The 18821-nt window shown below is 67.0% G+C and carries 18 protein-coding genes and 1 pseudogene; 11 read left to right on the top strand and 8 right to left on the bottom strand.

Going from position 1 to position 18821, the window contains the following annotated elements:
* Positions 1–81 precede the first annotated feature (81 nt).
* On the top strand, positions 82–1137 hold the full coding sequence (locus CA606_RS16130; RefSeq protein ID WP_096053616.1) for a DUF2855 family protein: 1056 nt from the start codon (positions 82–84) through the stop codon (positions 1135–1137).
* 3 nt (positions 1138–1140) lie between these two features.
* Here CA606_RS16130 and CA606_RS16125 read toward each other — a convergent pair whose 3' ends face one another.
* Complete coding sequence (locus CA606_RS16125) at positions 1141–1767, bottom strand: glutathione S-transferase family protein (protein WP_096053617.1); 627 nt, start codon at positions 1765–1767, stop codon at positions 1141–1143.
* A 104-nt stretch (positions 1768–1871) separates the two neighbouring features.
* On the opposite strand from CA606_RS16125, the gene CA606_RS16120 reads away from it, so the two are divergent.
* From CA606_RS16120 to CA606_RS16115, 3 genes and pseudogenes are all read left to right on the top strand, one after another.
* Positions 1872–3566, top strand: a complete 1695-nt coding sequence (locus CA606_RS16120) for an acyl-CoA dehydrogenase family protein (protein ID WP_096053618.1) — start codon at positions 1872–1874, stop codon at positions 3564–3566.
* Between the two features lie 9 nt (positions 3567–3575).
* Positions 3576–3735, top strand: a pseudogene (locus CA606_RS20320) (hypothetical protein); the annotation flags it as partial.
* Between the two features lie 42 nt (positions 3736–3777).
* Positions 3778–5388, top strand: a complete 1611-nt coding sequence (locus CA606_RS16115) for a serine hydrolase (protein WP_096053619.1) — start codon at positions 3778–3780, stop codon at positions 5386–5388.
* Positions 5389–5551: 163 nt separating this feature from the next.
* Here the strand turns inward: CA606_RS16115 and CA606_RS16110 are convergent, their stop codons facing one another.
* Entirely contained in the window at positions 5552–6028 is a 477-nt protein-coding gene (locus CA606_RS16110) for a hypothetical protein (RefSeq protein WP_096053620.1), read from the bottom strand.
* A 67-nt stretch (positions 6029–6095) separates the two neighbouring features.
* Positions 6096–7370 carry a crotonyl-CoA carboxylase/reductase gene (ccrA, locus tag CA606_RS16105; protein WP_096053621.1) on the bottom strand — a complete coding sequence of 425 codons (1275 nt, stop codon included), beginning with the start codon at positions 7368–7370 and terminating at the stop codon, positions 6096–6098.
* 276 nt (positions 7371–7646) lie between these two features.
* On the opposite strand from ccrA, the gene CA606_RS16100 reads away from it, so the two are divergent.
* Entirely contained in the window at positions 7647–8378 is a 732-nt protein-coding gene (locus tag CA606_RS16100; protein WP_096053622.1) for an enoyl-CoA hydratase/isomerase family protein, read from the top strand.
* A 21-nt stretch (positions 8379–8399) separates the two neighbouring features.
* Here CA606_RS16100 and CA606_RS16095 read toward each other — a convergent pair whose 3' ends face one another.
* Both CA606_RS16095 and CA606_RS16090 read right to left on the bottom strand, forming a co-directional pair.
* Positions 8400–9848: a toll/interleukin-1 receptor domain-containing protein gene (locus tag CA606_RS16095; RefSeq protein ID WP_096053623.1), complete on the bottom strand. Its 1449-nt coding sequence runs from the start codon at positions 9846–9848 to the stop codon at positions 8400–8402.
* Between the two features lie 190 nt (positions 9849–10038).
* Positions 10039–11316 carry an NADH:flavin oxidoreductase/NADH oxidase family protein gene (locus CA606_RS16090; RefSeq protein ID WP_096053624.1) on the bottom strand — a complete coding sequence of 426 codons (1278 nt, stop codon included), beginning with the start codon at positions 11314–11316 and terminating at the stop codon, positions 10039–10041.
* A 75-nt stretch (positions 11317–11391) separates the two neighbouring features.
* Between CA606_RS16090 and CA606_RS16085 the strand changes: the two genes are divergently transcribed.
* The 5 genes from CA606_RS16085 (at position 11392) to CA606_RS16065 (ending at position 15416) form a co-directional block, all read left to right on the top strand.
* Positions 11392–11748 carry a MerR family transcriptional regulator gene (locus CA606_RS16085; protein WP_096053625.1) on the top strand — a complete coding sequence of 119 codons (357 nt, stop codon included), beginning with the start codon at positions 11392–11394 and terminating at the stop codon, positions 11746–11748.
* Between the two features lie 219 nt (positions 11749–11967).
* A complete protein-coding gene (locus CA606_RS16080; RefSeq protein ID WP_096053626.1) occupies positions 11968–13956 on the top strand; it encodes a protein meaA in 1989 nt (662 codons plus the stop codon).
* Positions 13957–13987: 31 nt separating this feature from the next.
* On the top strand, positions 13988–14749 hold the full coding sequence (locus CA606_RS16075; protein WP_096053627.1) for a hypothetical protein: 762 nt from the start codon (positions 13988–13990) through the stop codon (positions 14747–14749).
* A gap of 27 nt (positions 14750–14776) precedes the next feature.
* Positions 14777–15067 carry a nucleotidyltransferase family protein gene (locus CA606_RS16070; RefSeq protein WP_096053628.1) on the top strand — a complete coding sequence of 97 codons (291 nt, stop codon included), beginning with the start codon at positions 14777–14779 and terminating at the stop codon, positions 15065–15067.
* On the top strand, positions 15012–15416 hold the full coding sequence (locus tag CA606_RS16065) for a DUF86 domain-containing protein (protein ID WP_096053629.1): 405 nt from the start codon (positions 15012–15014) through the stop codon (positions 15414–15416). The genes CA606_RS16070 and CA606_RS16065 overlap by 56 nt, the downstream gene beginning before the upstream one ends.
* Here CA606_RS16065 and CA606_RS16060 read toward each other — a convergent pair.
* From CA606_RS16060 to CA606_RS16050, 3 genes are read right to left on the bottom strand one after another with little or no spacing between them, the layout of a single operon-like run.
* Positions 15413–16792, bottom strand: coding sequence for an MFS transporter (locus CA606_RS16060; RefSeq protein WP_096053630.1), 1380 nt, complete (start codon positions 16790–16792; stop codon positions 15413–15415). The genes CA606_RS16065 and CA606_RS16060 overlap by 4 nt on opposite strands.
* Before the next feature lie 49 nt (positions 16793–16841).
* The gene (locus CA606_RS16055; RefSeq protein ID WP_096053631.1) at positions 16842–17219 is read right to left on the bottom strand and encodes a DUF1801 domain-containing protein; all 378 of its coding nucleotides are present in this window, start codon (positions 17217–17219) and stop codon (positions 16842–16844) included.
* 13 nt (positions 17220–17232) lie between these two features.
* Positions 17233–17724 carry an SRPBCC family protein gene (locus CA606_RS16050; protein WP_096053632.1) on the bottom strand — a complete coding sequence of 164 codons (492 nt, stop codon included), beginning with the start codon at positions 17722–17724 and terminating at the stop codon, positions 17233–17235.
* Positions 17725–17993: 269 nt separating this feature from the next.
* On the opposite strand from CA606_RS16050, the gene CA606_RS16045 reads away from it, so the two are divergent.
* A complete protein-coding gene (locus CA606_RS16045) occupies positions 17994–18758 on the top strand; it encodes an SDR family oxidoreductase (protein ID WP_096053633.1) in 765 nt (254 codons plus the stop codon).
* The last annotated feature ends 63 nt before the right edge of the window (positions 18759–18821 follow it).

The raw sequence follows: 18821 nt of genomic DNA, 5'->3' as shown, positions 1-18821 counted from the left end.
GGTGGGGCGAGGTGGCGAACGTTTGTTTGACTGGGGTTCTGCCGCCGCCTAGCTTCCCGCCAACGAGCAAGGGAGGCCCCCATGGCCTGGGATTTCGTCGTCGCCAAGCGCGACCTGCGCCACACCGCGTTCCAGGACGTCGTCCCGCCTCCCCTGGCCGACGGCGAGGTGCGTCTGGCGATCGAGAGCTTCGCCCTGACCGCCAACAACATCACCTACGCGGTGTTCGGCGAGATGATGAAGTACTGGGACTTCTTCCCGGCGGCCGAGGGCCTTGGCCGCGTGCCGGTCTGGGGCTTTGCCCGGGTCGAGGCCAGCAACCATCCCGGCGTCGACGTCGGCCAGCGGTTCTATGGCTATTGGCCGATGTCGACCCACCTGACGGTGACGCCCAAGGTCGGTAAGGCGGGCTTTGCCGACGTCGCGCCGCATCGCCAGCACCTGGCGGCGGTCTATAACCAGTACATGGCCGTGGGCGCGGCGAGCCCGCTGGAGGCGCATACGGCGCTGTTGCAGCCCTTGTTCATCACCTCGTTCCTGATCGACGACCAGCTGGACGAGGCGGGCTTCCACGGCGCGAAGAGCGTGATCCTGTCCAGCGCCTCGTCCAAGACCGCCATCGCCCTGGCGGCGCTGCTCAAGGCGCGCGGCGGCGTCAAGGTGGTGGGCCTGACCTCGCCGCGCAACAAGGCGTTTGTCGAGGGGCTGGGCTTCTACGATCAGGTGGTGTTGTACGACGACCTGCCGACCGCGCCGATCGCCGGGCCGGCGGTGTTCGTCGACTTCGCCGGCGACTCGGCGGTGCTGGCGGCGGTGCACAACCGCTTCGCCGACGACCTCAAGGCCTCGATCCTGGTCGGCGGCACGCACTGGGAGGCGCCGCGCGCCCAGGTCGCCCTGCCGGGGCCGCAGCCGGCGTTCTTCTTCGCCCCCGACCGGGTGGCCAAACGCCGACAGGACTGGCCGGGCGGCGAATTCGACCAGCGCTACGGCGCGGCGTGGGCTCCGTTCGTCGCCGACGCGCCGCGCTGGCTGAAGGTCGAAGAAGGCCAGGGCCAAGACGCGATGCGCGCAGCCTATCTGGCCCAGGTGGACGGCGGGACCGCGCCGGATCTCGGCGTGGTCCTGCGGCCCTAGCCCCTAGGCCCCCAGCGCGTACGGCCCGCCCTTGTCGAGCGCCACCGTCCAGGCCGGACGGGCGTGCATGCGGCCGATCCAGGCGGCCATGTGCGGATAGTCAGCCAGCTTGCCCATGGCCTTGGCCACCTCGGGCACGAAGCTCATCTGGATGTCGGCGCCGGTCAGGCTGTCGCCGACGAAAAACTCGCGGCCCGCCAGGCTCTGGTCGACATAGGCCAGGTGGTTGGCGATCTCGGACTGGATGCGCGGGTGCAGCGGCGCGCCGGCCTCGCCCAGGCGCCCGACATACATGTTGAGCATCAGCGGCAGCATGGCCGAGCCCTCGGCGTAGTGCAGCCACTGCTGGTAGCGGTCGTAGTCGGCGCTGGCCGCGTCCGGGGCCAGGCGACCGCCGCCGTGGCGACGGATGATGTAGTCGATGATCGCGCCGGACTCGATGACCACCAGCTCGCCGTCCTGGATCACCGGCGACTTGCCCAGCGGGTGGACGTCGGTCAGCGACGGCGGCGCCAGGCGCGTCTTGGCGTCGCGCGTGTGCTGGACGATCTCGTAGGGGAGGGAAAGTTCCTCCAGCAGCCAGAGGATCCGCTGCGAGCGCGACTCGTTGAGGTGGTGAACCTTGATCATCTGTCTCCCCAATTTCCCACATTATGTTGCGGTGCGGCATTGCTCGCAGGTGCGAAAGAAGCCACAGTAAAAGAAAACAACTGTTTGGGCGCGGGGAGCAAGCCATGACCGACACGGTCGCCGACAAGACCAACGAGACCCTCATCCTGCCGGGCCTGACGGGCCTGTTGCGTGAGGCCGCCGATGCGGCGGGTCTGTTCGTGGCCGAGGCCAAGCCGGCGGTCCTGGCCCACATTGCGCCGAATGGCGGCAAGGTCGACCGCAAGCTCGCCGACGTCCACCAGCACCGCGTCCACGGCTATGGCTGGTACGCCTCCTACGCCGAACTGATGAACCAGGTCGCCGGCTGGGCCGAGCGGCTGGAGGCCGAAGGGCGCTTTGGCGAGATCGAGGCCCTGCTGGCCCAGCTCTTGTTCTCCGAATACTGCGCCCAGCTGGTCGGCGGGGTGCCGATGAACCAGGGCGAGATCGTCCGGCCCGCCCACCTCGTCGAAGATCGCGCGGTGCTGAACCGCCTCTATTCCGACGGCCTGATGAAGCTGATGGTTGAGGGCGGGACCCAGGCCGTGAAGGCCCGCATCGCCCAGCGCCTGGCCGAGGCGCGCGGCCGTTCCACCCTGGAGCAGACCGGTCTCGACGAGACGTTCGAGATGATCCGCGACCAGTTCCGCGCCTTCGCCGAGGAGAAGGTCACGCCTTTCGCCCACGAATGGCACCTGAAGGACGAGCTGATCCCGCTGGAGCTGGTGCAGGAGCTGGGCGAGCTGGGCGTGTTCGGCCTGACCATCCCCGAAGAGTTCGGCGGCAGCGGCATGGGCAAGACCGCCATGTGCGTGGTCTCCGAGGAGCTGTCGCGCGCCTGGATCGGCGTCGGCTCCCTGGCCACCCGCTCGGAGATCGCCGGCGAACTGATCCTGACCGGCGGCACCGACGCCCAGAAGGAATTCTGGCTGCCCAGGATCGCCAGCGCCGAGATCCTGCCGACCGCCGTCTTCACCGAGCCGAACACCGGCAGCGACCTCGGCGCCCTGCGCACGCGGGCCGAGCTGACGGGCGACCACTATGTGGTGACGGGGAACAAGACCTGGATCACCCACGCCGCCCGCGCCGACGTGATGACCCTCCTGGTCCGCACCGATCCGGCCACCACCGATTATCGCGGCCTGTCGATGCTGCTGGCTCCCAAGCCGCGGGGCACGGACGAGGCCCCGTTCCCCGCTAAGGGCATGAGCGGCGGCGAGATCGAGGTGATCGGCTATCGCGGCATGAAAGAATATGAGCTGGCCTTCGACGGCTTCACCGTGCCGGCCGAGAACCTCTTGGGCGGCGTCCCGGGCCAGGGCTTCAAGCAGCTGATGGCCACCTTCGAGAGCGCCCGCATCCAGACCGCCGCCCGCGCCGTGGGCGTGGCCCAGGCGGCGCTGGAGGTGGGGTTGTCCTACGCGCTCGACCGCAAGCAGTTTGGCCAGCCGATCTTCGACTTCCCGCGCGTGCACAATAAGCTGGCCATGATGGCCGCCGAGATCATGGGCGTGCGCCAGCTGACCTATTTCGCCGCCCGCCAAAAGGACGAGGGCAAGCGCTGCGACCTCGAGGCCGGCATGGCCAAGCTGATCGCCGCCCGCGTCGCCTGGGCCGCCGCCGACAACGCCCTGCAGATCCACGGCGGCAACGGCTTTGCGATGGAGTACGCCGCCAGCCGCCTGCTGGCCGACGCCCGTATCCTCAACATCTTCGAGGGGGCGGGGGAGATCCAGGCCCAGGTCATCGCGCGGCGTCTGCTGGACGGCGGGAACTAGCGCTAAGACGCCCCCTCCGTCTCGCTGCGTATCCGCAGCGATCCACCTCCCCCGCAAGCGGGGCAGGAGGGTCGTTTCCTCCTCCCTCGCGCAGCGGGGGAGGTGGCGCGATGCGCAGCATCGTGACGGAGGGGGCGCTTCACCCTCCGCGCCCCTTGCCGCCCTCTAAAGCATCAGCTTAGCCTCGCGTCCTCATTCGAAGGACGCCCCCATGCTGACCACCACGCGCCGCGCCGCCCTGATCTCGGGCCTCGCCACCACCGGCCTGGCGGCGTTCGGGAACCGGGCCTTCGCGCAAGAGACGGGCGCGGTCGGCGCGGCGGTCGACAAGTTCGCCCAGGACGTGATGGCCGCCTTCCCCGACCAGCCGGGCCTTGGGATCACCGTGGTGGAGAACGGCCAGATCACCCTGGCCAAGGGCTATGGCGTCAAGGCGCTGGGCGGCCAGGACCGCTGCGACGAGAGCACCGTTTTCGGCATCGCCTCCAACACCAAGGCCATGACGGCAGCCCTGCTGGCCATGCTGGTCGAGGAGGGGCGGGTCGAGTGGGACGCGCCGGTCACCCGCTACCTGCCCGATTTCGCGATGAAGGATCCGATCGTCACCAAGCTGATGACGGTGCGCGACCTCCTGGTTCACCGCAGCGGCCTGAGCCTGGGCGCGGGCGACCTGATGATCTGGCCGGCCCCCACCCACACCCGGGCCGAGATCGTGGCGGGCCTGAAGCACCTGCCCATCGGTGGGCAGTTCCGGGGCGGCTACGCCTATGACAACGTCCTCTATGTCGTCGCCGGGGCGGTGATCGAGGCGGTGACCGGTCAGACCTGGGAGCAGGTGATCAAGGCGCGGATCTTCGATCCGCTGGGCATGACCAACACCGTCTCCAGCCCGCGCCTGGTCGACCAGTCCCGCCGCGCTCTACCGCATGCGCGCCTGGGGCCGCCGGTGCGGGGTCTGGGACCGCAGAAGGTGCTGCCGTTCGACGCCAGCTTCGACGCCGCCGGTCCCGCCGGCGGGGTCAATTCCTGTCCGGCCGACATCGGCAAGTGGATGCAGGTGCAACTGGGCCGGGGCCTCTCGGCCGACGGCAAGCGCCTGTGGAGCGAGGCCCAGGCCCGCGAGATGTGGAAGCCGCAGACCATCACCAGCTCGTCCGACGGTCCGACCGACGAGAACCCGGCGCGGCCCTCGATGCAGGCCTATGCGCTGGGCTGGTACGCGCAGGATCACCGGGGCGAGCGGCTGCTGTGGCATACCGGCGGCCTGGCCGGCTTCATCTCGTATACGGGCCTGCTGCCCGGTCGGAAGTCCGGGATCATGATCATGACCAACGCTGAGGAGAACCCGGTGCTGCGCTCGCTGCGCTTCGGCGGACCGGACCGCCTGCAGGGCCGCAGCGATTTCGACTGGATCGCCTCGTCCAAGCGCGTCCAGGCCGAGGCCGACGCCCAGACGATCAAGGACGCTGCGGCGGCCACCACGCCCAAGGGCGGCGGCGCTCCCCCCAGCCTGCCGCTGGAGGCCTATGCCGGGGTCTATCGCGATCCCTGGTACGGCACCGTGACGGTCAGCGTGACGGGGAAGGGCAAGAAGAAGGGCCTCTACGTCTCGTTCGACAAGACGCCGCTGCTTCGCGGCAAGCTTGGCCCGTTCGACGGCGAGACCTTCATCACCACCTTCGAGGATCGCACCCAGGAAGACGCCTTCTTCACCTTCGACCTCAAGGATGGCAAGGCGGTCTCGGCCCTGGTCAAGGCGGTCTCGCCGCTGGCCGACTTCAGCTACGACTACCACGACCTGCGGCTGACCAAGGAAGGGTAGGGCGGGTCAAACCCCGTGTCATCCCGGCCGGACCCCGGCGAAAGCCGGGGGTAGAGCCGGGACCTAGCGGCTGGTCGACTGCGTGTCGCGTTCGCGCCCCCCGCGCGGTCATACGCGAGGCTCAAGCCAGGTCCGCAGGTTTCGCGATCCGTTCAGGCCGAGGCTAGCGTTGTCGTGCGAGGGCCGCACGCTTCAGCGGCGTGGTCTTGCAGGCGTTGACCCCCAAGGCGACCAGATCGCCATCCTGGGTGAGCTGGTACGAGGCGTCCTGCGCGACCACGCCCTCGCCCATGTCCATCACGTCCGGCAGGTCGCGATAGTAGCGAGGACTGACCTTCAAGGTCACAATGTCGCCGCTGACCTGGACGGCGCCGTAATAGTAGCGGGCGTCCCGTCCGCTGGCGTATTGCGCGGATTTGACCGGCGCGTTGCCCTTGAACCGCAGACCCCGCTGGTCGACGTAGATTCGAAGCTGGTGGTCGAAATCGACCGACGCGTGACCACGGCACCGGACCTTCTGGCTCCAGTCGCCTTGCAGGTCGGCCCGCGTTATGGCCGCTTGGGAAAAGGAGGTCTGGGCGCTGGCGCCGCTCGCCAACAGAACGAAGAGCGCAGCCGAGGTGAAGAACACGTCCCGCATGATCGCTACCTAATATTCTTGCTCAGGTAGCGATCATGACCAAGGTTCGCGGACTTGTCGAGCGGCCTCAGCGCTCGCCGCTCAACTCCTGCACTTCCTCGAAGGTGCGCAGGCCCGGGCGTTGGGCGCAGACCAGGACGGCCATGTTGCCGGGCAGGTGCTGGTTGGCCAGCATCTTCTCGTGGGCGGCCGGGATGTCGTTCCAGGGGAACACTTCCGACAGGCAGGGATCGACGCGGCGGTCGACGACCAGCTGGTTGGCGGCGCTGGCCTGCATCAGGTTGGCGAAGTGCGAGCCCTGCACGCGCTTCTGGCGCATCCACAGGAAGCGGGCGTCCATGGTCAGGTTGAAGCCCGAGGTGCCGGCGCAGATCACCACCATGCCGCCGCGCTTGACCAGGAACACCGACACCGGGAAGGTCTGCTCGCCAGGGTGCTCGAACACCATGTCGACGTCCTTGTTTCCGGTGATCTGCCAGATCGCCTTACCGAACTTGCGGCTTTCCTTCATGTAGTCGTTGAACTCGGGGCCGTTGACCTTCGGCAGCTGGCCCCAGCAGTTGAACTCGCCCCGGTTCAGCACCGCCTTGGCGCCCATCGACAGTACGAACTCGCGCTTGTCTTCAGAGGACACCACGCCGATGGCGTTGGCGCCGGCCACGGCGGCCAGCTGGGTGGCGAAGACGCCAAGGCCGCCCGAGGCGCCCCAGACCAGCACGTTTTGGCCGGGCTTCAGCTCATGCGGCTTGTGGCCGAACAGCATCCGGTAGGCGGTGGCCAGGGTCAGGGTGTAGCAGGCGCTCTCTTCCCAGGTCAGGTGCTTGGGGCGCGGCAGCAGCTGGCGCGACTGCACCCGGCAGAACTGGGCGAAGCTGCCGTCCGGCGTCTCATAGCCCCAGATGCGCTGGCTGGACGAGAACATCGGGTCGCCGCCGTTGCACTCCTCGTCGTCGCCGTCGTCCTGATTACAGTGGATGACGACCTCGTCGCCCAGCTTCCACCGCTTCACCTTGGCGCCGACCTTCCAGACGATGCCCGAGGCGTCGGAGCCGGCGACGTGGAAGGGCTGCTTGTGGCCGTCCAGCGGGCTGATCGGCTCGCCCAGCGCGGCCCAGACCCCGTTGTAGTTGACGCCGGCGGCCATCACGAGAACCAGGACCTCGTCCTCGCCGATCTCCCAGGTGGGCACCACCTCGACCTGCATGGCCTGGGTCGGCTTGCCGTGGCGCTCCTTGCGGATGCTCCAGGCGTACATGGTTTTCGGCACGTGGAAGGCCGGCGGGATCTCACCGATCTCGTACAGGTCCTTCAGCGCGGTGGTCTCAAGCGTCTGAATCGTCATCTCACTCCCCGTTCCTTCCGCGCTGCAACAACGCTCGCCGCGTCGCAGACAATGCGCAAAGGTCAAACTCGGCTGCGCCGCCCGTCGGTCGAAACGCGATAAACGTCTCGCCTTTGGGTCGTTTTTGGCTCTTGGGCGCAAAAAATCGCCCGGAACGCCGCTACGCTGAGACAACTGTTTGAAAGTGGCAAGTAGAATCTTTGTGCGCCGCAACATCGAAGTGGGCTCTCGCGAGGGAAGGTTGCCGAGCGGCGCGCGGCGCGCCACGCTGGCGGCATGATCCATCTTTCCCAACCCGAGGCCGGCGTCGCGCTGGTCGAGCTGGACGTCGCGCCGGCCAATGTCCTGGCCCTGGCCGAACGCGCGCGCTTGTTGGACGCCTTCGCGCAGATCGAGGCCGACCGCGCGGTTCGCGTCGCGATCCTCACCGGCCGCAACGGCGCGTTCTGCACCGGCGATGACCTGGCCGAGTCGCTGTCGCGCGACGTGGCCGCCCAGACCGCCGCCATCCTGCATTTCCTGGACATGTGCGACCGTATCGCCGCCGTCCGCGTCCCGGTGATCGCCGCCGTCGACGGCTGGTGCATCGGCGGCGGGCTGGAGCTGGCCCTGGCCTGCGACATCCGCCTGGCCGGAACGCGGGCCAGCTTCGCCTGCTCGGCCGTGCGGATGGGCCTGACCGCTTCGGCCGACCGCCTGACCAAGCTGGTCGGCGAGAGCCGCGCCAAGCCCCACCTCCTGACCGGCGCGCCCTTCGACGCCGCCCGCGCCCTGGCCGACGGGATCGTCGCCGAGGTTCACGCGTCCGAGGGCCTCTTGCCGGCGGCGCTGGACATGGCCCGCGTCATCGCCTCGCGCGCCCCGCTGGCGATCGAAGCGACCAAGCGGGTGGCGTCGGGGGCATCGGCGACGGCGGCGGAAATCCCGGGGCTAGCGGCGTCGGCCGATCACGCCGAGGCGCGGGCGGCGTTCATGGGGAAGCGGCCGGCGGTGTTCAGGGGTTGCTGAGGCGCTATGCTTACCCTTCGCCTACCGAACTACTCCGAGATTTTCAGCATTGGCCAAATATGCAATTGGCAGCCCGCGATAGTCGAATATTCGCCCAGACTGACTTGAAATGGCCTCTAGGCGTGTCTTCAAGGTGTCAACGCTGGTGACGCCCAATGCTGGCGCTAGGCGCTGGAAATAGGCCATCGACTCTGCACGTGCGAAGACAGGGAACGGCGAATAGCGATCGGCAGCATAGACCAGCGAGTAAGGGTACCAATTGTTGCTCGTACTTTGTCCTGCTGAGCAAATATATAGGAAGAAGTCAGCTTGCATGAGTGATTCAAAACTTGGTATTGCGCCAATTGGATGAGCCTCTCTAAGGAGATCTGCTTCCAGACTAATGCGTCTTAACTGTAGGCGCGTTTTCCGTTGATCTAGGCTGGCTGCGTGTTGGCGGAAAGCGGTAAAGTCTTGGGTGGCGCGACGCCCCCCGGTGTCGCGTTCCTCTAACAAATAAGCTTTTTCTACTGCCGCTTGAACGAGGTCGAAGCGTTCCTCGTCAAGCGCAAGTGCCACCGTCGTAAGAAAGGCCTCGTGTGCGATCACTTTAAATGCGTCGAACTGGACAGATATCCAATGAGATAGGCTGGAGTCTCGGTACATAAGCGTACCCAGTTGCTCGTTGATACTGAGAGTTCTCTGCCAGACGCGCTCGTCTTGACCGAAGCGAACAATTGTTGAAACGAGGTCCGACCACTGTTGCAGGTACGGACGCATTGAACTGATCGCCTTGATGATCGTTTCGTCGGCGGGCTCTGCGTTCGACAGTTGCGGAGCTAGCGACTGAAGCTCGGAACGAAGCGCGTCACCATAGTCTCGCACGAGGCTAGCGGCACTGGTTGAACCTTGGCGGACAGCTTCGGCTGCGCGACGAGCACGCGATTGCGTAGCTGAGGCTGTTGGTGCAGCGTCGAGTATAGACGATGGCACTGCGCCCAGCTTTGGTTTTACGTGCTGGGGGCGATCGACCAGCCATCGAAGCAACTGCTCGTAACTGGCTTCGAACTTGTCGGCAGAGCGAAAGTCGAAATAGATTCTACCTTTGTAGAAGACGGGAACATGTGCGTTTCCGTCTTCATCTTCGTCGGTCATCAGGGCTGCAAATTTATCCTGACTGCCCTTTCCATACAATTCTGGCGATATGATCTGGCTCTCTGTGCCTACGCCACCAGCTCTGTTGTTGGCTTTCTCGACATATTGTCTATCACAAATCATCATGACTTTGGTGACGGTAATATCTGTCACCATAGATTCCATAAATTGATAAGAGTCATGACCAGGTTTCAAATCCCATTTGTCAAGGATAACGTCTACGCCGTCCTCTCGCAGTCGTGACGCTAACTGGATGACCCATGCCTCGTGGGTGGGTGAGGACCACGAATAGGACGTGAATGCTCTAACGGAAGGAGGACTTGGTTGCTCGGTCATGCAGCCTAAATGCCAAATTCCTCAAAGTCCGCCAAGGTGGTCATTGTTTTACTGGTCAATTTTTGCGTGTGACGGCGATCTTGTTGCGTTGCAATAGATCCCGGATCGCGACCCGCGATAGCAATCACCAACAACACCGAAGTTCCCGGGCACTCCGCCTCGGCCAACCACGCCGCAACGCCAGCGGTGTTCAGGGGTTGCTGAGGCGCCAGGCGCGATAGCGCTTGGTCTGGGCGTTCTGCTTGATCCGTTGGCTGATCACGGTCAGCAGCGGCGAGAGCTTGCGGGCCGGGGCCTTGCCCGCCGCCAGGCGGTTGAGCTGCGCCTTGGTCAAAGCCATGACCGCCAGCCCCGCCAGCGAGCGGTTCTTCCAGGTCACTTCCGGCAGCACGACGTCCTGGCCTTCGGGTTTGCGCCAGGCGTTGGGCAGGTCCGGCGCGAAGGCCAGCGCCCGGGCGATCCCGATCACCGGCACGCCCGGCAGGGCGCCCTCCGGCGACAAGGCGGCCAGCGCCACCTCGCGCCGGCAGACGCCGCCGGTGACCATGATCGGCATCTTGGCGACCTTGGCGATGTCGCGGGCGAAGTCGACGAAATAGGCCTCACGCGCGGCTGTGGAGGTCTTGGGGGCGGTGTCGACCTGCGACGGACCCTGCATGGCCGGGCTCTCATAGCTGCCGCCCGACAGCTCGACGAGGTCCACGCCCATGCCGTTCATCTGTTCGACGACCCAGCGGGCGTCGTCGGCGTCGAAGCCGCCCTTCTGGAAATCGGCGGAGTTCAGCTTCACCGAGACCACGAAGCGCGGCGACACGCGCGCTCTCACGGCCTTGATCACCTCAAACAGCATCCGCGCGCGGTTCTCGCGCGAGCCGCCCCAGGCGTCGTCGCGGCGGTTGACCAGGGGCGAGAGGAACTGGCTGAGCAGATAACCGTGGGCGGCGTGGATCTGCACGCCGTCGAAGCCCGCGTCCTCGGCGCGTCGCGCGGTGACGGCGTAGCGCTCGATCAGCGTCAGGATCTCGTCGGCGGTCAGGGCGCGCGGCTGAGCGAGCAGGCTCGACAGCTTGCCCAGGTCGACGGGCACGGCCGAGGGGGCGACGGCGCCCTGGCCCAGATCGGCATAGGTCTGGCGGCCGGGGTGATTGATCTGCATCCACACCTGGCCGCCGCCCGACTTGGCTTCCTTCGCCCAGGTCTCGAACGGCGCGAGCGGGGCTCGGGCGTCCAGCACCACGCCGCCGGGTCCGGTCACGGCCGAGGGATCGACCATCACGTTGCCGGTGATCTGCAAGCCGACGCCGCCCTGCGCCCAGCGACGGTAGAGGGTCCACAGCGCGGGTCCAGGCAGTTGGCCCGGATCGGCGAGGTTCTCCTCCATCGCCGCCTTGGCGATGCGGTTGGGCAACACGGCGCCGTTCGGCAGAACGAGGGGCGCGAACAGCGGCTCGGACGGGGCGGTAAGCATGGAATCTTGACCTCGGTTCAGGCGGGTCCCACCTTCTACACCTTCAAGCTAGGTTGAAGGTCAAGGGCTCGGAAGATGAAGATCGGCGAGATCGCCAAGCGCGCGGGCGTGACGACCTCGCGCATCCGGTTCTACGAGGAGCAGGGCATCCTGCCGGCCGCGCTGCGCGGCGCAAACGGCTATCGCGACTATCCCGAGAGCCTGATCGCGACCCTGGGCTTCATCGAGCAGGCCCAGCGCCTGGGCTTTTCGCTGAAGGAGATCGCCGGCCATGCGGCGCTGGAGGGCAAGCCTTGCGAGGGCTTGCCGCAGAAGCTGCGGGCCAAGCTGGCCGAGGTCGACGCCCACATCGCTGCGGCCCAGGCGCGGCGGACCGAGCTGGTGGCGCTGATCGAGACGCTGGAGCGGGACGGACTGGAGCAGGCGGCTTAGCGCCCCGCGCCTAACGCCCCCTCCGTCACGCGGCTTTCAGGAGGAGAGCCGTTTCCTCCTCCCCTGTGAAACGGGGGAGGTGGCGCGGCGCCGATAGGCGACGTGACGGAGGGGGCGCTCGTCACCGCTATTCGCACTCGCGAAATGGATATTGCGCCGCAGCAAATCCCGGATCATGATCGGCGGTAATCAAGAACGATAAGCGTTTGGGAGCCCGCCATGTCCGCCAAGCCGTATCAGCACGCGCCCGATCCGCCGTGGATCTTCCGCACCTATGCCGGCCACTCGACGGCGGAGAAGTCCAACGCGCTGTATCGGGCCAACCTGGCCAAGGGGCAGACGGGTCTATCGGTGGCCTTCGACCTGCCCACCCAAACGGGCTACGATCCCGACCACATCCTGGCGCGCGGCGAGGTCGGCAAGGTCGGGGTGCCGATCAGCCATCTGGGCGACATGCGTCAGCTCTTCAGCGAGATCCCGCTGGAGAAGATGAACACCTCCATGACCATCAACGCGCCCGCCGCGTGGCTGCTAGCGATGTATGTCGCCCTGGCCGACGAGCAGGGGGCGGACCGCAAGCTTCTGCAGGGCACGACGCAGAATGATCTGATCAAGGAGTATCTGTCGCGCGGCACCTACATCTTCCCGCCGGGCCCGTCCCTGCGGCTGATCGGCGACATGATCGCCTGGTGCTATCGCGAGGTTCCCAAGTGGAACCCGATGAACGTCTGCAGCTATCACCTGCAGGAAGCCGGCGCGACGCCCGAACAGGAGCTGGCCTTCGCCCTGGCGACCGCTATCTCAGTGCTCGACACGGTCAAGGCCGGCGGTCAGGTGCCCGACGAGGACTTCGAGATCGTCGCCTCGCGGATCAGCTTCTTCGTCAACGCCGGCGTGCGGTTCGTCACTGAGCTTTGCAAGATGCGGTCTTTCACCAAGCTGTGGGGCCAGATCCTGCTAGAGCGCTACGGCGTGCAGGACCCGAAGGCCCGCCGCTTCCGCTATGGGGTGCAGGTCAATTCCCTCGGTTTGACCGAGCAGCAGCCCGAGAACAACGTCTACCGCATCCTCATCGAGGCCCTGGCCGTCACGCTCAGCAAGGACGCCCGCTGCCGGGCCCTGCAGCTACCGGCCTGGAACGAGGCGCTGGGCCTGCCGCGTCCGTTCGACCAGCAGTGGTCGCTACGGCTGCAGCAGGTGCTGGCCTACGAGACCGACCTGCTGGAATACGAGGACCTGTTCGACGGCTCCCACGTCGTCGAGGCCAAGGTCGCCGAGCTGTCGAAGGGCGCGCTGGATCAGCTGACCCGGATCGACCAGATGGGCGGGGCGGCCAGCGCCATCGACTACATGAAGTCCGAGCTCGTGGCCTCCAACGCCAAGCGGGTGCGCGCGGTCGAGACCGGCGAGATGACCGTGGTCGGCGTCAACCGCTGGACCGACACCGAGGCCTCGCCCCTTTCGGCCGGTGAGAGCGCGATCGAGACCGTCGATCCGCGCCTGGAGGCCGAGGTCGTGGCCCGCATCAAGGCCTGGCGCGAGGCCCGCGACGCCGTCGCGGTCGAGGCCGCCCTGGCCGATCTCAAGGCCGCCGCCCGCGAGGGGCGCAACGTCATGGAGCCCTCGATCGCCGCCGCCAAGGCCGGCGTCACCACCGGCGAATGGTCCGGCGCCCTGCGCGAGGTGTTCGGCGAGTATCGCGGCCCGACCGGGGTCGCCGTCGTGGTCTCGACCAACGAGGCCGAGGACGTCGAGGCGGTGAAGCGCGAGGTCGAGCGGGTCTCGCAACTGCTGGGCCGCACGCTGACCTATCTCGTGGGCAAGCCGGGCCTGGACGGCCACTCCAACGGCGCCGAGCAGATCGCCACCCGCGCCCGCGCCTGCGGCATGGAGGTCGTCTATGACGGCATCCGCTCGACGCCCGAAGAGATCGTCCGCCGCGCCAAGGAAAGCCGCGCCCACGTCGTGGGCCTGTCGATCCTGTCGGGCTCGCACCTTGATTTGGTGCAGGAGGTGATCCGGGTGATGCGGGTTGAGGGGCTGGGCGATATCCCCGTCGTCGCCGGCGGCATCATCCCGCCCGAGGACGCCCTGATCCTGAAACAGATGGGCGTGGCGCGGATCTACACGCCCAAGGACTTCAAGATCACGCAGATCATGGGCGACGTCGTGAAGCTGGTGGAGGCGACGGCGCTGGCGCAGGCGTGACATCGGCGCAATGCGCGTTTAGATTGAATACATGATCCGCCCTCTGTTCTCGCCTGAGATGCTGATGAAGGCCCGGACCTACGCCTTCTATGGGTCGGTGCTCGGGCTGGTGCTGTTTTGTCGCTGGACAAGTCAGCCGGTCAGCGACGATGGCGGACCCAGTTTCGGCTGGGCGATCCTCATCATGATCGGGGCTGGTTGGCTACTGTCACAAGACTGGTTGGAGCGGTTGCTCGGCCGCTTCAACGCCCCTACGCGGGGCGAATGGAGGACGGCCCGCGCCGCGCGGCTACGGTTGTTGCTGCCGTTCCCGTGTATGATCGTGCTCCTCATCTGGGCGGGCCAGACAGGGTGGAGCCTTTGGACAATGGCGGACCTGCCGCGGTTCGTCGGCCTCGTGGCGGTCACGCTGCTTCTGAGCGCGCTGGCCATCCGCAACACTCTGCAAATCTGGCGTGCAAGGGTCGAGCTTCGGGTCAGTGAGGCGGGCGTCTTCGCGCAGGCTTGGCGGCGGACCTACAGTTGGGACGAGATCGCCTTCGCCGTCCAGCCCGGCGGGCCGCGCGAGCTTCGCCTGGTTCTGACCGACGCCGCCGCGCAGGCGGCGGGACGTAGCGCCTTGCTGACCGCGCCGCTGGCGCCGACGGGACTGTTTCCGAACGAGGCTCTGGCCGCCCTGCGCGCGGTTCAGCCCGACCTGCCGATCGAGCCCTGGACGTCCAATGGCGTCGTCCTGCCGATCCGGGGTGCGACGGACCTGCCCGATGTCAGCAAGGTCGGGACCTACGGCTGACGGGGCTTTTCGTGCTATAATCACCCCATGACCCTCGACGAGGCCCTCACCAAACTGCGCGCGGCCAAGCCGCTGCTCGACCGCTACGGCGTGGCGCGGGTGGGGGTGTTCGGCTCGACGGCGCGCGGCGAGGCGGGGCCGGACAGCGACGTGGACGTGCTGGTCGAGTTCGCGCCAGAAAAGCACCCAGGCTTGGACTTTTTCCGGTTGCAGGGTGACTTGGCCAATGTGCTGGCCAGCGATATCGACCTTGTGACGCCTGATGGCCTGCACCGGCTCGTGCGAGACCGGGTGCTGCGCGAAGTTGCCTATGCTTAAGAGCGAGCGGGACGCCGAGCTTCGCTTGGACGATATCCTGCAAGCTATCGAGCGCATTCGGTCTTACGTTTCGGGCGCCGATTTCGCCCGGTTCGAAGGCGAGGCGATGCTGTTCGACGCCGTGTCGATGAACGTTCTGGTCATCGGCGAGTCCATAGGACGTCTGCCGGATCGCTTGAAGGATCGCCTTGGCGCCCTGCCCTGGAGGAGCATGGTTGCGGTGCGTAATCTGGTCGCCCATGGCTATCCGGAACTGGACGCCAAGATCGTCTGGGACATCGCGACGACGCGCCTGGACGCCTTGGAAGCTGTGATCGCGCCGATGCTGGCGGAGGTCCGGAACCCCTAACCCCGCCCCAGCCGCCAGGCGGCCGCGAAGCCGATCAGGGCCAGCGGCAGGAAGGCGCCGAACAGCAGGACGCCGTGGCTGGTCGCCAGCGCCGCGTCGATGCCGTGGTGGCCAAAGCCCAGCACGTTGGCCATGGCCCCGGCGCCGGCCGAGCCGACGGCGCCGCCGATCAGTTGCGAGGTCGGCACCGCGCCGGAGGCCATGGCCTGTTCCTCGGCTGGTGCGCCGGCGATGGTGCGGCGGGCGATGAAGGCGTGGCAGAGGCCAAAGCCCGCGCCCAGCACCACAAAGGCCAGCGAGGTCTCAACCAGGTTCCCGCGCGGCACGGCAAAGGCGCTGAGCGCCGCGCCCAGGGCGATCACGCCGGCGCCCAGGCGCACGAAGCGGCCGTCCTTTTGCGCAGGCACGTGACCGAAGATCAGAGCGCAGGCGGTCCAGCCGGCTGCGATCGCTCCGGTGACATAGCCTGCGAGCAGGGGCGAGGCGTCGTGGCGGGCCTGGATGAAGGCGGGGCCATAGACGGTGAAGCCGATCACCGCCGCCTCGCAGGCGAAGATGGTCAACAGCCCAAGCCCCGTGGCGGTGCGCAGGTCGGCGGCGGATTTGGGCAGAAGGCGGTCTTGGGTGCGGGTGTTGGCGGCCAGCATGGCGACCATGCCGATCACCCCGCCGATCGCCAGGATCACGGCCAGGCGCGGCGAGGCGACGACGCCGGCGCCGCCGATCAGGCTGACGCCGATCACCAGCAAGGCCAGCTGCAGGCTCGGGATCCGGCCGCCGCCTTCCTCGCGCTTGCCGCCGGGCAACATGACCATCACCGCGCCGACGAAGATCACCGCCTGGACCACGAACATCCAGAACACGCCGCGCCAGAAGCCCACGGCGGCGAACAGGCCGCCCAGCGCCGGGCCCAGCAAGGTCGCCGCCCCCCAGACCCCCGCGATCGCGCCATAGACGCGCGGCCACAGGTTCTGCGGGAACAGGGCGCTGATGGCCACATAGCAAAGGGCCACCACGGCCCCGGCGCCCAGGCCTTGGACCAGGCGTCCGACGATGAAGGTGATGAACTCCGGCGCCAGCGCGCTCATGGCGCAGCCGATCGCATAGACGAGACCGCTGATCGCCGTCGCCGCGCGCAGGCCCATGGCGATCGACAGCTTGCCCGAGCACGCCCCGGCCACGATCGAGCCGGTCAGATAGGCCGCCACCGACCAGCCGAAATACTGGTAGCCGCCGATCTCCTTGGCCACGCTGGGCATGATCGTCGCCGTCACCAGGGTGTCGGCGGCGTTCAGCCAGATGCCCAGGCACAGCAAGGCGAAACGCGGGACGAGGGCCTTGTCGACCAGGCGCGCGGGGGCGGGGGTGGAGCTCATGCCGGGCACATGGCCCTTTTCGCCGTCCCCGCCAAGGGCGTTGTGCGCCTCAGGTCTCCGAGACGCCTTGGACCCAGCGCGCGCAAAGCTCACGCAAGGCCGGCGCCGTCGCCTCGACGGCTTGCAGGTCCTTGAACACCATCACGCCCCGATCGGGCGCTGGCCATCGTGCGAGACGCCCGGGGTCATCGAAGCGGAAATCGACGGTGTCCTTCGGCTTGGCGCCGCGATGGAGGACGAGGCGCACGCCGCCGCGTCGCTCCAAGCCCAGGGTGATCAGATCGTCGTCGCCAAGCGCGAAGCTTGGCGCGTTCCACTTGATGCGCTCTGCGAGGACGGGCGCGGCGCTGTTGACGATCGCCCGCAGCCGCTCGACCATGGAGCGCGTTTCCGGATCCAGGCGCGCCAGGAAATCGCTGACGGTCACTCTGGATGATCGCTCAGAGCGTCTTGGCCAGGGCCGTCAGCTGGTCGGTGGCGACGCCCCAGCCCTCGTGGAAGCCCATCTGCTCGTGGGCCGTCTTGTCCTCGACGGTCCAGTGGCGGGCCACGGCGCGGTAGCGGGTCTTGCCGTCGCCCAGATCCTCGAAGGTGACGATCCCGACCATGAACGGCTTGTCCGAAGGTTTCCAGGCCTGCGTGAAGGCGTCGGTGAAGACGATCTTCTGGTTCGGGACCACCTCCAGATAGACGCCCGGATGGGGCACGACTTCGCCGTTCGGGCCGTTCATTTCCATGTAGCTGTTACCGCCGGTCCGCACGTCCAGGCGCACGTTCGAGACGGTCCAGGGCTTGGGGCAGAACCACTCGGGCATCAGTTCAGCCGTGGTCCAGCAGGTGTAGAGCTTCTCGGCGGAGACATCGATGATGCGCTCCAGAACGAGGTCGCGGTCTTCCGGCTTGGCGGGGGCGGCGGCGGTGTCGAGGGGCATGAGGGGTCTCCGATTGAGGGCTATCTTGCCTCAAGGACGCACCGATGGCGCGAACGCCGACAGGGATGCTGAGAAAAATCCTCCCCCCAGCGGGGGAGGTGGTCCGAAGGACCGGAGGGGGAAGTTCTGCTGACCTTGCCGCGTCCCCCTCCGTCGCCGCTCTGCGTCGACACCTCCCCCGTTGGGGGGAGGATTTGCCCGAGGCTTGACCCTGCGCTTCACCCGCCGCACTGTGCTCGAAATTCAAACAAGCGTTTAGGGAGCGCGCCATGAGCCTCTTCGACCTGACCGGCAAGGTGGCGATCATCACCGGGTCCTCGCGCGGGATCGGCAAGGCGATCGCCGAGCGGATGGCCGAGCACGGCGCCAAGGTGGTGATCTCCTCGCGCAAGGCCGGCCCGTGCGAGGAGGTCGCCGCCGAGCTCAACGCCAGGCACGGTGCGGGGACCGCCATCGCCGTGCCGGCCAATATCGCCGCCAAGGACGAGCTGCAGAATCTCGTCGACGAGACCCGCAAGGCGTTCGGCAAGATCGACATCTGCGTCTGCAACGCCGCCAGCAATCCCTATTACGGCCCGCTGGCCGGGATCGCCGACGACCAGTTCCGCAAGATCCTGGACAACAACATCATCAGCAATCACTGGCTGATCGGCATGGTCGCGCCCGAGATGCAGGCCCGCAAGGACGGCTCGATCATCATCATCAGCTCGATCGGCGGCCTGCGCGGCAACGCCATCATCGGCGCCTACAACATCTCCAAGGCCGCCGACTTCCAGCTGGCGCGGAACCTGGCCCACGAGTTCGGCCCCGACAATGTGCGGGTCAACTGCATCGCGCCCGGCCTGATCAAGACCGACTTCGCCAAGGCGCTGTGGGACAATCCCGAGACCCTCAAGCGCTCGACCACGGGCGTGCCGCTGCGCCGGATCGGCGAGCCGGACGAGATCGCCGGCGCGGCCGTCTATCTGGCCTCGAAGGCCGGAAGCTTCATGACCGGGCAGGCGATGGTCCTGGACGGCGGCGCGACGATCTAGCCCACGATCAACCGGTCAAGCTTAACCCCTCCTACATTTCTAACCGCGAAGGGTTGCCGCGAA

Source organism: Caulobacter vibrioides, from assembly GCF_002310375.3.
Lineage (GTDB): Bacteria > Pseudomonadota > Alphaproteobacteria > Caulobacterales > Caulobacteraceae > Caulobacter > Caulobacter vibrioides_D.
This window is presented reverse-complemented; position numbering and strand designations above follow the sequence as displayed.

Excerpts from the sequence above, each read along its gene's own strand:
- CA606_RS16100 (WP_096053622.1), top strand. The coding sequence starts at position 7,647 with ATGATCCATCTTTCCCAACCCGAGGCCGGCGTCGCGCTGGTCGAGCTG.
- CA606_RS16125 (WP_096053617.1), bottom strand. The coding sequence starts at position 1,767 with ATGATCAAGGTTCACCACCTCAACGAGTCGCGCTCGCAGCGGATCCTC.
- CA606_RS16045 (WP_096053633.1), top strand. The coding sequence starts at position 17,994 with ATGAGCCTCTTCGACCTGACCGGCAAGGTGGCGATCATCACCGGGTCC.
- CA606_RS16070 (WP_096053628.1), top strand. The coding sequence starts at position 14,777 with ATGACCCTCGACGAGGCCCTCACCAAACTGCGCGCGGCCAAGCCGCTG.
- CA606_RS16110 (WP_096053620.1), bottom strand. The coding sequence starts at position 6,028 with ATGCGGGACGTGTTCTTCACCTCGGCTGCGCTCTTCGTTCTGTTGGCG.
- CA606_RS16060 (WP_096053630.1), bottom strand. The coding sequence starts at position 16,792 with ATGAGCTCCACCCCCGCCCCCGCGCGCCTGGTCGACAAGGCCCTCGTC.
- CA606_RS16075 (WP_096053627.1), top strand. The coding sequence starts at position 13,988 with ATGATCCGCCCTCTGTTCTCGCCTGAGATGCTGATGAAGGCCCGGACC.
- CA606_RS16085 (WP_096053625.1), top strand. The coding sequence starts at position 11,392 with ATGAAGATCGGCGAGATCGCCAAGCGCGCGGGCGTGACGACCTCGCGC.
- ccrA (WP_096053621.1), bottom strand. The coding sequence starts at position 7,370 with ATGACGATTCAGACGCTTGAGACCACCGCGCTGAAGGACCTGTACGAG.
- CA606_RS16120 (WP_096053618.1), top strand. The coding sequence starts at position 1,872 with ATGACCGACACGGTCGCCGACAAGACCAACGAGACCCTCATCCTGCCG.
- CA606_RS16090 (WP_096053624.1), bottom strand. The coding sequence starts at position 11,316 with ATGCTTACCGCCCCGTCCGAGCCGCTGTTCGCGCCCCTCGTTCTGCCG.
- CA606_RS16050 (WP_096053632.1), bottom strand. The coding sequence starts at position 17,724 with ATGCCCCTCGACACCGCCGCCGCCCCCGCCAAGCCGGAAGACCGCGAC.
- CA606_RS16115 (WP_096053619.1), top strand. The coding sequence starts at position 3,778 with ATGCTGACCACCACGCGCCGCGCCGCCCTGATCTCGGGCCTCGCCACC.
- CA606_RS16080 (WP_096053626.1), top strand. The coding sequence starts at position 11,968 with ATGTCCGCCAAGCCGTATCAGCACGCGCCCGATCCGCCGTGGATCTTC.
- CA606_RS16130 (WP_096053616.1), top strand. The coding sequence starts at position 82 with ATGGCCTGGGATTTCGTCGTCGCCAAGCGCGACCTGCGCCACACCGCG.
- CA606_RS16065 (WP_096053629.1), top strand. The coding sequence starts at position 15,012 with ATGGCCTGCACCGGCTCGTGCGAGACCGGGTGCTGCGCGAAGTTGCCT.
- CA606_RS16095 (WP_096053623.1), bottom strand. The coding sequence starts at position 9,848 with ATGACCGAGCAACCAAGTCCTCCTTCCGTTAGAGCATTCACGTCCTAT.